Consider the following 13,902-nt stretch of genomic DNA (forward strand, 5'->3'; position numbering starts at 1 on the left):
CGATTGATAATGTGTGAAAACGCAGTCAACGCCCGCGTCCCCGTGGCGGTCCCCGGCGCACGCGGCTCCTCCCCGCTCCTGAAGAAGGTAGCGGGGGCGGTAGCCGCCACTGCAGCCTTGGGGGCCGCCACGGCGGCGTATGGGCACTTTATTGAGCTGAACAATTTTCAGCTCCGCACCGAGTCCCTGCCGGTGCTGCCCGCCGGGAGCCCCGACTTCAGGATTCTGCATATTTCGGATATGCACATGATTCCGGGCCAGCAGAAGAAGATTGACTTCATGCACTCGCTGGCTACCCTGGAGCCGGATTTGGTGATGAACACGGGCGATAACCTCTCCCACGTGGACGGTATGGGCCCGCTACTGGAGGCACTCGACCCGCTCATGGACTTCCCCGGCGTATTTGTGCCCGGCTCGAATTGCTATTTCGCGCCGGTTTTCAAGAACCCGGCACGCTACCTGTGGCAGCCGCGCACCCCGCAGATGATTGAGGAGGGCTCGCGTGTAGCACTGCCCATTGAGCGGATGCACGACGCCTTCGAGTCGCGCGGCTGGACGGGCCTGGTCAACCGCTACGATACGCTGAATCTCAAGGGTCTGCGCCTGGAGTTCTCCGGTGTAGATGACCCGCACCTGCGTTACGATGAGCACCCCGGATTCGCCCCCGGCGCCTTCGACGAAGGGCAGGAGCCGAGCGTCCGTATCGGCGTGGCGCACGCCCCCTATATGCGTACCCTGCACCGCTTCGTGCAGGACGGTGCGCAGGCTATTTTTGCCGGTCATACGCACGGCGGTCAGGTCTGCCTGCCCGGCGGTCATGCCCTGGTCAGCAACTGCGATTTGCCGCCTTCGCGTGCGAAGGGTGTCAGTGAGCAGTCCGGTATTCCGGTTCAGGTTTCTGCCGGTTTGGGCACCTCTCGTTTTGCGCCGGTGCGTCTGTTCTGCCCGCCGGAGGCAATCCTGGTGACCCTCACGGCTCGCGATAAGGGTGAAGCCGACGCTTCGAAAGGTGGCCGCCGCTAATGTCTGAGGCTTCTACAGCACGCACGACTAAGCGCCGCCGTAACCCTTTCTTAGAGACGGCGAGCGCACCGACCCCCGACCCGATCGACTACGCGCACGGTCAGCGTGCCCCGCACACTCTCGCCGCGTATGCGCGTCCGATTCGTGTGCGCTGGGGCGTGGGTCTGCTCGTGGCGTTCGGTGCCGGTGCCCTTGAGATTTCCATCCCGCAGGTACTGCAGATTATTGTGGATCATCTCTCGCAGAGCACCACCGAGAGCGCCATCTGGATTGCCGGCGGCCTGGTGCTTCTGCTGGGTATTGCGCATGCCTCCTTCATGTATTGGAGGCGCTGGCTGATTGTGGACCCGACCTCCACGATTGAGCTGTCCATGCGCATGAATTTCTTTGACCGCCTGCTCAGCGCCCCGCTTTCTCTGCTGGATCGTTGGCCCTCCGGTCAGTTGCTGACCCGCTCCATGAGCGATCTGGGGACGATTCGCCGTTGGTTGTCTTTCGGTATCGTTCAGATACTGACTGTTGCGGTGATGTTCCTGGTCGGTGGCTTCTTCATGCTGCGTTCTTCGCCGTCTCTGGCGCTGGTGTTCGTGGTGACCGTGCCTATTCTGGTGCTGTCGCTGGTGAACTTCACCCGCAAGTACTACCGCGCTTCACATGAGATTCAGCAGATGACGGGCGACCTCTCCACCCGTATTGAGGAGTCGGTGCGCGGCATCCGCGTGATTAAGGCGCTGGGCCGCTCCCCCGAGCAGATTCAGGAATATTCCGAGTCGGTGGACGCCCTACAGGTGCGCGAGTACGGCAGGTCGATGCTGGTGGCTCGTGTTGCCCTGTACCAGGGCATGATTGTGGGTGTCTCTACGGCGGTGGCGCTGGCTGTGGGCGCTTCGCAGGTTGCGGCGGGCACCTTGAGCCTGGGCGCGATGACCGCCTACTTTGCGGTGCAGACGACCGTGCTCAGCCACGTGACGCGCTCGACCGCGCTGATGTCTGCCTATTTGAGCTATAAGGTGGCGTTGGAACGCCACAACGAGGTTATGGACGAGCCCGGTTTTGAGGCGGTGCCGCTGGTTCGTGGCTCCGCGGCTGTGTCTGTGCCCGGGCATCCGCAGGGTGCTTCTGATTCGTCAACAGTAGCTGGAGTGTCCGCTCAGGGCGGCTCCGGGAAGGAAACTATGCAGTACCCCAGCGGTGGCGCAGTATCTGTCACTTTCGATCACGTTCAGTTCAGCTACGATGCTGCCAAGGCGCCGGCTGAGTCTACCACTGAGGCGAATTCTGAAGTTGCTTCTGAGACGAAGGCACCCGAGGTGTCCGTGCTGAAGGACGTAAACTTCAAGGTCTTCCCGGGCGAGATTCTGGCGCTGGTGGGTGCAACAGGTAGCGGCAAGTCGACCGTACTGTCGCTGGTGCCGCGTTTCTACGAGCCGACCTCCGGCTCCCTGCGTTTTGGCACCCGAGATACCGCCGACATGTCTATTGAGGAGGTGCGCGCCCAGACCGCGTTCGTCTTTGAGGAGGCGGTGCTCTTCTCCGGCACGGTCCGCGAGAACGTGCTGATGGGCGTTGCTGAACAGTACGAGCGCGGCACCGAGGATGAGGACTACCCCGCCGCAGAAGAGCTGGAGGCGACCCTCCAGACCGCGCTACAGCTGGCTGCGTGCGATTTCGTGGCGGAGCTTCCGCAGGGTCTGGATACCGTCATTGGTGAGGAGGGTCTGAGCCTTTCGGGTGGTCAGCGTCAGCGTCTGTCGTTGGCACGTGCCCTGGCGAAGCGCCCCTCCGTGCTGCTGCTGGATGACCCGTTCTCGGCGCTGGACGTGAACACAGAGGAGCGTATTATTACCGGTCTGCGTGAGGGTCTGGAGGGCCTGGGCGGCGCTACGACCCTGTTGACGGCGCACCGCCCCTCCACCGTGGCGTTGGCGGACCGTGTGCTACTGATGGTTGATGGTGCCGTGGTCGCCGAAGGCACTCACGCTGAGCTGATGGACTCTTCGGAGCAGTACCGTCAGCTGATGACGATGGAGGAGGGCTAATGGCCCATCATCGTCCGGCGGAGCCGCGGGAGCAGATGAGCCCGCAGGAGCGCGCGGAGACCCGTGAACGCTCGATGGCTCTACTGCGCCAGATGTTGCGCCCGCACCGTGGGGCGTTGGCTCTGTCGATTATTTCGGTGCTTTTGGTCTCGGGTTCCTCGGCGATTGCGCCGATTCTGATTGCCCGCGTCCTGGATAGTTCCATTGAGCCGCTCAAGCAGGGTGACGTTTCTCCCCTGCTGACCCTGCTGGTATTTTTTGTGGCGGCTACCGCGGTGACCGCGATTTTTTCGTGGGTCAACGTGGCGTACACGGTGCGTGTGTCGCTGGGCGTGGTGGTGTACCTGCGTAAGCGGGTGTTCCGCCACGCGCAGTCGCTGAGCGTGTCGTTCCATGAGCGGTACACCTCGGGCAAGGTCATTTCGCGTTTGACCAGCGATATTGATACGGTCCGCAGCTTCTTGGACAGCGGCATCAGCCAGTTGGCGATTACCTTGCTGTCCATGGTGATTTCTGCGGTCGCTATTTTCCTTCTGGATTGGCGTATTGGTCTGTTCATGCTGGTCATGGGCGTACCGATTTACTTCTTGACGCGCTGGTTCCAGAAGACCGCGGTGCCGGTTTTCCGTACGATGCGTACCGAGTCTGCGCATTTGACGAGCCGTTTTGTGGAGACTTTTACGGGTATCCGTGCGGTGAAGGCGTTTGGTGCGGAGGCGCAGATGCGTTATGAGTACGCTCAGGCGTCGGAGCGTTACCGCCTTGCGGTGATGGATTCCATTAAGATTTTCGGCGTCTACTCACCCGTGCTGATGCTTTTGGGCAATGTGTTTATTGCCGGTGCGCTAGTGCTGGGTGGTTATGCGGTGCTGGGCGGCACCATGCAGATCGGTACCCTGCTGGCGCTGGTGATTTACGCGAACCGTGTGTTTGAGCCGGTCATGCAGCTCTCTGAGTTCTACAACATGTTCCAGTCGGCGATGTCAGCGCTGGAGAAGCTGTCGTCGTTCTTGGCTGAGGAGCCGGAGGTTGCTGAGCCGGAGCATCCGCATGAGCGGGCTGTAGAGTCTGTAGCTGAATCTGCTACTGGCGTTACTGAGGGCGCGTCCGGTACGGTTCAGGGCGCTCTGGTGGAGCTGGATTCGGCGGTCTTTGGGTACACGTCGGATCGTCACGCGTTGAAGGAGACGACCCTGCGCATTGAGCCGGGTACGACCGTGGCGCTGGTGGGTGCTACGGGTGCCGGTAAGTCGACGATCGCTAAGCTGGTGGCTCGTTTCTACGATGTTTCAGCTGGTCAGGTGCGTATTGACGGCGTGGATGTCCGCCAGCTGGCGGATGCGCAGCTGCGCCGTGAGGTGCTCATGCTGACCCAGGAGGTGTTCCTGTTCTCCGCGTCGATTCTGGAGAATATCCGCATGGGTAACCCCCAGGCATCCGATGAGCAGGTGAAGGCTGCCGCGAAGGCGGTGGGCGCTGATGCGTTCATTGAGCGTCTGCGTGACGGCTACGAATCACAGCTGGGTCGCGGCGGTATTACCCTGTCGGCGGGTCAGCGTCAGCTGGTGTCCTTTGCTCGCGTGTTCTTGGCGAATCCGCGAGTGCTGATTCTGGATGAGGCGACGGCTTCGCTGGACATTCCGAGTGAGCGCGCGGTGCAGGCGGCGCTGCGAACCGTGTTGGCGGGGCGTACGGCGCTGGTGATTGCGCATCGCCTCTCGACGGTTCTGGGCGCTGATCGTGTGCTGGTGATTCATGAGGGCTCCGTGGTGGAGGATGGCTCCCCGCAGCAGCTGATTGCCTCCGGTGGTCGTTTTGCGGCGATGTACGCCTCCTGGGATGAGCTGAATCAGGTTCAGGAGGCTGACGCTTAGGCGCCTCTGAGTCGCCCCAATATCCCGTGGCGTGCCGCTGTGTTGCGTTCTGAATTTTTTTGGGTTATCCTAGGTGAGTTGCCTACGGTATTTGCTGATAGGTCAACATCGGGATGTGGCGCAGCTTGGTAGCGCGCGTCGTTCGGGACGACGAGGTCGCAGGTTCAAATCCTGTCATCCCGACAGTTAGCCCCGGTCCACTGGACCGGGGCTTTGTCGTACCCGCAGTATTTCTGTTGCAGGCTCCTAGTCAGATTCCTAGTCAGACTCTGGCGCAGATTCTGTTGCAGATGTTGAGTATATAGAGGCGACCCTCTACCCGCGCAGGAACGTGGGGAGGGGGTCGCTTTTGTGTTGAGTTCAGATTCGGCTAGCCGCGCCCGGAGATGAGGGCGAGAATCGCCTCCAGGGGGCCGCGTCCGGCGATGGAGCGCGCCATGCGCGACCAGAGGGTGCAGAAGCCCAGGGCGATTGCGGCGCCGAGCAGCAGGAAGACGCTCCAGTACACGGCGGTGCCCCAACCTCCGGTGGCGATGTAGTGCTCGCCCGCGGTGAGAGCCTTGACGGTGGGCCCTGCGTAGATGATGATTCCGCTCAGCACAATGGATGCGCTCAGCGACATCTGGCCCAGGCGGGCGATCGGGGTGAGCATTCCCGCCTGTGCGGAGAGCAGTCGCGCACATTCTGCCCAGAAGTACAGGGTTGCCGCCAGGTTTAGGGTGAGCAGCACCTGCGGGCTGTTGAGGAAGCCGAGCTCGGTGTAGGGGTTGAAGGTGCGGTAGACGGCGAGCGCCAGCACGGCGAGTACTACGGGGATTGCGAGCTTTGCCTGCAGGTTGTCGTAGAGGCGCACGAGCACGATGCCCAGGCACATGACCCAGATGAGCTGGGCGCTCTGCGCGTGGTTGACGCCGTGGTTTGCCAGGAACGGCAGCTGGGTAGCGGTCCACTGGTCGGCCCGAGCGGCTACGTCCATGAGGAGGGTGTAGGTCCAGGTAATGAAGGGGCTGGTGACTACCGCTAGCACTGCGATTGCCCACAGGGGCAGGTGCACGACGAATAGGGTTAGCAGGGTGAGTAGCGCCAGGTGCACGAGCATGTCGAAGGGCAGGGAGTAGGAGAAGCCCTGCGCGGGTACGGTCACGTCAGCTTGCGGCAGGTAGGTGATGCCCTGCATGAGTGCCACGCCCAGCAGGAGTAGCGCGAGGAATCGCACGATGGTTCCGGCGAAGAGCTGCGGAAAGTTTGCGGTGCGGGCGTAGCGCCAGGCGGCGGCACCCAGGATTGCGGCGAAGAGCGGTTCTGCAGGTACGAGGGTCTGAGGGATCCAGAACTTCCAGGACACCGGGATCAGTTGCAGCCAGTATCCGAAGGGGATGAGCAGGCTGAGCACGGCGAAGGCGCGGGCAAGGTCGAGCCCGAGGTCGCGTCGGGTGCCTCCGAGGGAGGCGGCGCGTGCCCCGCTGCTGACGGTGGGGATGGGTTGAGTGCGCCCTGCTGCCATGTCCTCGCTCCTTGTAGTGCCGTGTTTGAGAGTCTGCGCGCCCTACCAGGGGTGTGTGCCCGTGCCAGGGGATGTGCGCTGCCAGGGTATCTGCCGCATCCGGTGGTGTGTGTCGGATGCTCTGGCATAGGTGTTAAGTGTAACGGTGGAAGCTGTGTCTGGTCCGGTGGTGGCGCGGAGGTTTTGCTCTCATGTGGTTTCCTCGTGCGGTTATTTTCGGTGTTCAGGCGCTCGATACGTGCTGTTCAAGTGTTGTTCACGAGGTTAGGTGTGTACCATTGGTACGTTCTTAAAGGTGGGGCAATCCCGCGGGAGCATGATTTCGCTCCTTTTACTGTCCCAAACGCGCCCCACCTGCACACACCACGTTGAGGTTTTATGTTTTCGACTTTTTCCCCGCTTTTCTTGACGGATTTGGGGGCGTCTGGTGCTCTTCTTGCCTCGGGTACGACCCTCTCGGAAGGGTCGAGCCACGATAGCGGCCAGTTTGTGTCCATTTTCTGGATTACGTTGGTTGCGTTGCTTTCCCCGATTCTTTCCCGCGTGACGGGTAAGAAGATTCCGGATGTGGTCTTCCTGCTCATTTTTGGTCTGCTCATTGGCCCGAATATGTTCAATCTTGCCAGCAGTGAGGGCGGCATCCCGCTGCTGAAGGAGCTTGGTCTGGGCATGCTCTTTTTGATTGCGGGCTTTGAGATTAACGTGTCCTCGCTGCGTAGCCGCCAGGGTTATAGCGCTATTGCCACGTGGTTTGTGTGTTTTGCCTTGGGTATGGCGGGTGCGGCGGTGATTACGTCGTTCTCGCGTGAGCTGAATACGTATGTTGCGGTGGGTGTGGCGCTGAGTTCCACGGCGTTGGGTACGCTGCTGCCGATGTTGAAGTCTCACGGTGCCGCTGGCACGCCGGTGGGTAATGCGGTGCTGGTGCACGGCGCTGTGGGTGAGCTTCTGCCGATTTTCGCTATTTCGTTGCTGCTGTCTTCGCGTTCGCCGGGTATGGCGTTTGTGGTGCTGCTGGCGTTTATGGTGGTTGCGGTGATTGTGGCGCTGATTCCTCACCGTCTGTTTGCGCATGTGCCGGGTCTGCGTCAGATTATGGCTGCGGAGGCGAACACTACCGGTCAGACGGTTCTGCGTCTTGCGATGTTCCTGCTGGCGACCCTGATCATGTGCACCGCACTCTTCGATTTGGATGCGGTGCTGGGCGCGTTCGCGGCGGGCCTGATTCTGCGTACTCTGACCCCTCCGGCGGCTTTGCATATGATGACTCGCCGCCTTGAGGTGGTTGGTTTTACGTTCATGATTCCGTTGTTCTTTGTGGTCAGCGGTATGGGTATTGATGTCTCTGCCGTGGTGGCTAAGCCTTTGGGTCTGCTTGCCGTGGTGGTGGGTATTCTGCTGTGCCGTGGTGTTCCGGTGCTTTTGGCGGAGCATTTCTTCGATACCCGTTCGGGGTTGACTACTCGCGCACAGAAGGCGCAGTTGGCGTTGTATTCAGCTGCGGGTCTGCCGATTATTGTGGCGGTGACGGAGGTTGCGACCAGTTCGGGTCTTCTGGAGGAGTCCACGGCATCGTTGCTGGTTGCCGGTGGCGCGCTGACGGTTCTACTGTTCCCGCTGTGGGCGTTGGGTATTCGTCAGGCGTTTGGTTCTGGTCAGCCGGCTCAGCAGGAGCCGAGCCGTAAGGAGCAGATGAATGCGTTGAAGGCTCAGCGTAATGCGCAGGCGAAGCTTGCCACGGGCATGATTCCGGTGGTTCAGCTGAAGTCGCAGGCTGATTCCGAGACCCAGCCCGATTCTGAGTCCCAGCCCGATTCTGAATCCCCGGCCGATGCTCAGCCCGGCTCTGCCGAGGCTACGGACACTTCCGCTGGTTCTAGTGTTGCGTCCCGAGCAGCCTCTCGGGCTGAGGCAAAGAAGCGTAAGGGTTCTGCGGAAAATACGGGTTCTGCAGAGATCTAGTAGCGGCTACGGTACGGTTGCCTTCGGCGTTTTCAAGGTCGGGTTACAAACCGGTTTGAGCGGGTATCTCGCTTACAGTCACCGCAACCTTATGTGGGATTGAATTTATAAAACCACACAATACCAGGCAGTTAAAGCCCTGCAAACCAACATGCATCCCACATATAGGATCAAAACCCACCGCATCCCCTCTTGAGGCTGCGGTGGGTTTTTTGCACCCGAAAGACCCTATAAACCGCGGAAAGATGAGAATCTTCCTTAAATTCGGATTTTTTATGCAAATATTACAGAACATGACGTGTCTTAGCTTTCACGACTGACACTTTGTCCTATAAAATTGAAAGCGGACAGGGAATTTCCCTAAAACACACATAAACCAACATACATACACAGAGTCGCTTCCGCCCCAGCGGGAGCTGGAGCACCTCCCCTCTCACACACGGGAGGCGCCCCTTTCGGGAGTATCCGTGACGATACCCCCGGCGGCTCCCAACCACGGAGGAGGATCATATGGGTCAGAAAGGTAATTATTTCTAACCTCTTATCTCAAGGCCTCGCACTGAATCCTAAAGATTGTCTGCACACACAGTCATTTCCGAAGGAAATATCATGCACCAACTACTCCTCACCGCGAGCACTGGTGGCGTAGAGCTGGACTTCCCGGCCTGGCTCCGAATTACGCACTTCATCAATTTCATTATGATGGGCTTCCTGATTCGTTCAGGTTGGGAAGTTCTCGCCTCTCACCCCCGCCTGTACTGGAACAACCACTGCACCCCGGGTTCTGAGTGGATTAAGTTCACCAAGGACAAGGTCCCTACCACCCCCGGCGCATTTACTGCGCGCGATGACCAGCGCACCCTGTCTCCCCTGATTTCTCTGCCCGGTAAGGCTCAGATTGGTCTGGGCCGCGCATGGCACGCACTGGTCACCGTCATCTGGATCGTTAACGGTCTGGTATATGTCTCCCTGCTGTTCCTGACCGGTCAGTGGCGCCGCATCGTCCCGACCAGCTGGGACATCATCCCGCAGGCGTGGGAATCCATCCAGATTTACGCTGGCTTCCAGATTCCCTCGATTGAGCACTTCCAGCCGTACGACGCTCTGCAGCAAATCATGTACTTCACTGTGGTGTTTATCGTGGCACCGCTGATGATTGCAACCGGCCCGATTATGAGCCCGGCATTCTGCGGCCGCTTCCCCGGCTACGTGCGCCTCTTCCGTAACCGCCAGACCGCACGTTCCATCCACTTCCTGGGTATGGCCTTCTACTGCGTATTCACCGTCATTCACGTGGCTCTGGTGTTCGTGGTTCACCCCCAGTACAACATCGCCCACATGATGCTGAACAAGCCCTATAACGAGGTGGACGCAGCACAGTTCGCTCAGGCAGTCACCATGCTCATTGGCGGTATTGTCTTTGCCGTCGCTCTGTGGATCTTTGCTTCGTACTGGTCCCTGCGCGACCTGCGATTCACCCAGACCTTCATTTGGGGTCTGACCCAGCCGATTCGTAACGTCCTGCTGGACCGTATCACCTCCCGTCAGGTGCAGAAGAAGACCTTCACCGATGCCGATATTTCGCCCTTCCACTGGGTCAACACTCGCCCGCCGACCGAGCGTGAGAGCACCGAGTGGAACCGTCTGAAGGAGCACGAGTTCGTTGACTACCGCCTCGAGCTGGGCGGCCTGGTGAAGGAATCCAAGTCCCTGAGCATTGACGAGCTCAAGCAGCTGGGCAAGGAAGTCAACATCACCATGCACACCTGCATGCAGGGTTGGACCGGCATCGCCAAGTGGGAGGGCGTGCGCCTGCGCGACGTTCTCGCACTGGTCGAGAAGACCGACGAGGCTCGCTACGTTATGGTGACCTCCTTCGGCCACGTGGGCCACACCTACGACGGCCGCCCGACCGAACCTTACTACGAGTGCCTGGACATCTCCATGGCGATGGAAGATGAGACCATCCTGGCGTGGGGCATGAACGACAAGCCCCTGCCCGATGTGTACGGCGGCCCGCTCCGTCTGCGTGCGGACTCCATGCACGGCTACAAGATGGTCAAGTGGGTTCAGAAGATCGAGTGGATCAAGGACTACCACGATGTTGGCGATGGCCAAGGCGGTAGCCGTGAGGACTCCGGTCTGCAGCACTTCGACGCACGCGCCTAAGCACCCTCACAGGGCGCTACAACGCTAACCGTCGATACACCACCCTATAAAGCACAGAACGGTGGCGGGAAACATGGGCCCGCCACCGTTCGCTTATCTTCTCCGCCGCTCTCTACTGCTCTGAAAGATGCAGAAGCCGAGAGGGCATAAAGAAACCGCCCGGGAGCCTTAGCTCTCGGGCGGTTTCTTTAGAGGTTTGCCTTCTGGCGCTTTACCTTAGGCATCGTAGATGATGACGTCCAGGGTACGGGGGCCGTGCACGCCCTCCACGCGGATCAGCTCGATATCACTGGTTGCAGACGGACCGGAAATCATAGTCACGGGGCGGGTGTAGGTGATACGCTCGATCGACTCGGGAACCAGCTCCACCACGGTGGAACGGGGCACCACGCAGATGTGGTGGTCGGGCACCAGGGTGATGGCGCGGCGACCCTCATCGGGGTTGGTGTTCAAGAAGATCGTGCCGGTCTCTGCACAGGAGACGGTCGAACCGGTCACCACAGCGTCAACTGCGTCCAGTTCCTTCAGGGACAGGCAGCCGGGCTTGAGGGTGCTACCGGAGTCGGTAACGCGCTTGCGGTCAGCGGTGTCAGCCGGCAGCCACTCCATGTTCAGGCCCTCGGGAACCACGTAGGTGGACTTTTCACCCAGGCGCTCTGCGATGACCTCGGAGATGTTCTCCTTGTTCGCGTGGAACACGTTTGCCTTGTAGTCAATGAGGCGGTCGACGAGCATCTCAATGGTCTGCTCTTCGGTCAGCTCGCTGACGCGGCGGTAGTTACGTACGGGCTCGGGGGCGACGGGTGCGTCAGCCAGGGACGAGCGGATACGTGCGAGGATATCTTCCTTAGCAGAGGACATTAGTTGTTCTCCTTAGCTTCACGGGCTTCCTGAGCAGCCTTAGCGTTTGCAGCCGCTTCAGCTGCCTTACCCTTGTTAGCCTCGATGAGGGCCTGAATGTCAACGCGCTGTGCGTTATCGCGTGCCGGAGCCTGACCCTTCTCCTTCTTCCACCAGTTGCGGAAGGATTCCTTGGGGGGCTCGGGGATGTCGCGGTATGCGGTCCAGCCGCCGACGATACCGGGAACAGCGGTGATCTTGTGCTTGCGGCCGCTAATGAGGCGGGACATGGGCAGACCACGTTCTGCAATCGACATCATCTTGCCGGAGGTGAAGAGCTTCTTCGCACCGAGCATCATGCCGTCCATCTGCGAGAAGGGAGCCTTCTTGTTGCCCTCGAACTCGCGGATAGCGTGCTTGGACTCGACGTCCTTAGCGCGCAGGTGCACGAGGACCTCGGGGAAGTTAATCTTCACGGGGCAGACCTCGTAGCATGCGCCACAGAGGGAGGATGCGTACGGCAGGGAGTTGTTCTCTGCAGCCTCGATACCGGAGAGCTGCGGGGACAGAATCGCGCCGATGGGGCCCGGGTAGGTGGAGCCGTAGGCGTGACCGCCTGCGCGCTCGTATACGGGGCACACGTTCATGCAAGCGGAGCAGCGGATGCAACGCAGTGCCTGGCGGCCCAGCTCGTCGGACAGAACGGCGGTACGGCCGTTGTCGATGAGGATGACGTGCATGTTCTGCGGGCCGTCACCGGGGGTCACACCGGTCCACATGGAGGTGTAGGGGTTCATGCGCTCACCGGTGGAGGAGCGGGGCAGCAGCTGCAGGAATGCCTCGTAGTCCTGGAAGGTGGGCAGAATCTTCTCAATACCCATGAAGGTAATGAGGGTGTCGGGCAGGGTCAGGCACATACGGCCGTTACCCTCGGACTCCACGATGGTCAGGGTACCGGTCTCGGCAATACCGAAGTTGGTGCCGGAGACTGCCACGGTGGTGTTCAGGAACTTGTTACGCAGACGGTTACGCGATGCCTCTGCCAGTTCTGCCGGCTCATCGGTGATGTCCGGGTTAATACCCTCAATTTCGCGCAGGAAGATGTCGCGGATTTCGCGGCGGTTGCGGTGAATTGCGGGCACCAGAATGTGGGAGGGGCGGTCGTGGCCGAGCTGGACGATTTCTTCCGCGAGGTCGGTCTCAATAGCGTTGATGCCATTTTCCTCGAGGAATTCGTTCAGGCCGGTCTCTGCGGTTGCCATGGACTTAATCTTGATGATTTCGTCCACGCCCTGCTCGCGAATCAGGTCCAGAGCAATCTGGTTCGCCTCGGTGGCGTTGCGTGCCCAGTGCACGTGGCCGCCTGCGGCAGTGAAGTTACGCTCGAACTGTTCGAGCAGCTCGGGCAGGTTCGCCAGAACGTAGTTCTTGACGGACTCACCGGTGTTACGCAGGTCCTGCCAGTCGGGCACCTCTGCGGTGACGCGTGCGCGCTTGTTACGGATCGCGTGGGTCACGAAGCGCAGGTTGGCGCGTAGCTGCTCGTTCTTGAGCTCTTCCTTCGCGTACTTGGGGAAGGGGGTTTCTTCGAAAATGTTGCCCTCGCCGTAGTGAACGACCTTGGGCATACCAAGCTGAATAGCGGTCATGAGGTCTTATCTTTCCTTAGCCGATCGAGAGCTCGACGCGCTCGGAGTTAATCTTGAGCGGGTTTTCCTTGGTGGATGCGAGGATCTCAGCGAAGTGGATGGTCTGAACGTCCGAGCCGCGACGCATCAGCGCACCGCCGATGTTCATCAGGCAGGAGCAGTCGCCGCCGGTGCAGACGGAAGCACCGGTTGCTTCAACGTTGTCTGCCTTGTCGTTGACCATTGCGCCGGAGACGTCAGCGTTCTTGAAGGAGAAGGTACCACCGAAGCCGCAGCACTGGTCCATGCCCTCGAGCTGGGTGTACTTGATGCCTTCGACGGTGCGGACCAGGTCCTGCTGGCGGGTGCCCAGGCCGAGCATACGCATACCGTGGCAGGAGCTGTGGTAGGTGACGTGCTCGGGGAAGTAGGAGCCGAGCTGCTCGGCAGCGTTGGTGATGCCCAGGATGTCGATTAGCAGCTGGGAAAGCTCGAAGGTGCGGGAAGCAATCTGCTCTGCCTTCAGAGCCAGCGCTTCGTCGCCGCGGCTACGTGCGACCATTGCCTGCTGGTGACGCAGGGAAGCAACGCAGGAGCCGGAGGGTGCAACAGCTACGTCCCAGTCCCAGGAGTCGAAAGCTTCAACGTGGTTCTTGATGACTTCGTAACCGTCATCGAAGTAGCCCGAGTTGACGTGCATCTGAGAGCAGCAGGTCTGGTTCGGGGGGAAGACAACCTCGTGGCCCAGGCGCTCAAGAATTTCGACGGTGGCGCGTGCTACGCGGGGGTACATGCCGTCAACGATGCACGTGGAGAAGAGTGCAATGCGCATGACTTGTCCGTCCTTTCCTCTGTGTTCAGAG

The 13,902-nt window shown here is 60.2% G+C and carries 9 protein-coding genes and 1 tRNA gene; 6 read left to right on the forward strand and 4 right to left on the reverse strand.

What is annotated here, in order from left to right; translation table 11 throughout:
• The first annotated feature begins 9 nt into the window (after positions 1–9).
• From HMPREF2749_RS06505 to HMPREF2749_RS06520, 4 genes are all read left to right on the forward strand, one after another.
• On the forward strand, positions 10–1,023 hold the full coding sequence (locus HMPREF2749_RS06505) for a metallophosphoesterase (protein ID WP_070593811.1): 1,014 nt from the start codon (positions 10–12) through the stop codon (positions 1,021–1,023).
• Positions 1,023–3,062, forward strand: coding sequence for an ABC transporter ATP-binding protein (locus tag HMPREF2749_RS06510; protein WP_049357252.1), 2,040 nt, complete (start codon positions 1,023–1,025; stop codon positions 3,060–3,062). The genes HMPREF2749_RS06505 and HMPREF2749_RS06510 overlap by 1 nt, the downstream gene beginning before the upstream one ends.
• Complete coding sequence (locus HMPREF2749_RS06515) at positions 3,062–4,936, forward strand: ABC transporter ATP-binding protein (protein ID WP_070593813.1); 1,875 nt, start codon at positions 3,062–3,064, stop codon at positions 4,934–4,936. The genes HMPREF2749_RS06510 and HMPREF2749_RS06515 overlap by 1 nt, the downstream gene beginning before the upstream one ends.
• A 109-nt stretch (positions 4,937–5,045) precedes the next feature.
• Positions 5,046–5,119: transfer RNA gene (locus tag HMPREF2749_RS06520), tRNA-Pro, on the forward strand.
• Between the two features lie 187 nt (positions 5,120–5,306).
• Here HMPREF2749_RS06520 and HMPREF2749_RS06525 read toward each other — a convergent pair.
• Entirely contained in the window at positions 5,307–6,440 is a 1,134-nt protein-coding gene (locus tag HMPREF2749_RS06525; RefSeq protein ID WP_070593814.1) for a hypothetical protein, read from the reverse strand.
• 378 nt (positions 6,441–6,818) lie between these two features.
• Between HMPREF2749_RS06525 and HMPREF2749_RS06530 the strand changes: the two genes are divergently transcribed.
• On the forward strand, positions 6,819–8,402 hold the full coding sequence (locus HMPREF2749_RS06530; RefSeq protein WP_049349832.1) for a cation:proton antiporter: 1,584 nt from the start codon (positions 6,819–6,821) through the stop codon (positions 8,400–8,402).
• A gap of 609 nt (positions 8,403–9,011) precedes the next feature.
• The gene (locus HMPREF2749_RS06535) at positions 9,012–10,571 is read left to right on the forward strand and encodes a molybdopterin-dependent oxidoreductase (RefSeq protein WP_005504634.1); all 1,560 of its coding nucleotides are present in this window, start codon (positions 9,012–9,014) and stop codon (positions 10,569–10,571) included.
• Positions 10,572–10,787: 216 nt separating this feature from the next.
• Here the strand turns inward: HMPREF2749_RS06535 and HMPREF2749_RS06540 are convergent, their stop codons facing one another.
• Genes HMPREF2749_RS06540 through HMPREF2749_RS06550 form a run of 3 tightly spaced genes read right to left on the reverse strand, consistent with a single transcriptional unit; the run spans position 10,788 to position 13,871 of the window.
• Positions 10,788–11,432, reverse strand: coding sequence for a LutC/YkgG family protein (locus HMPREF2749_RS06540; RefSeq protein ID WP_049338337.1), 645 nt, complete (start codon positions 11,430–11,432; stop codon positions 10,788–10,790).
• Entirely contained in the window at positions 11,432–13,060 is a 1,629-nt protein-coding gene (locus tag HMPREF2749_RS06545) for a lactate utilization protein B (RefSeq protein ID WP_070593815.1), read from the reverse strand. Before HMPREF2749_RS06545 ends, HMPREF2749_RS06540 begins: the two co-directional genes overlap by 1 nt.
• A 16-nt stretch (positions 13,061–13,076) precedes the next feature.
• Positions 13,077–13,871 carry a (Fe-S)-binding protein gene (locus tag HMPREF2749_RS06550; RefSeq protein WP_005504630.1) on the reverse strand — a complete coding sequence of 265 codons (795 nt, stop codon included), beginning with the start codon at positions 13,869–13,871 and terminating at the stop codon, positions 13,077–13,079.
• Between the last annotated feature and the right edge of the window lie 31 nt (positions 13,872–13,902).

This window comes from Rothia sp. HMSC075F09 (assembly GCF_001810515.1).
In the GTDB taxonomy this organism is placed as follows: Bacteria; Actinomycetota; Actinomycetes; order Actinomycetales; family Micrococcaceae; genus Rothia.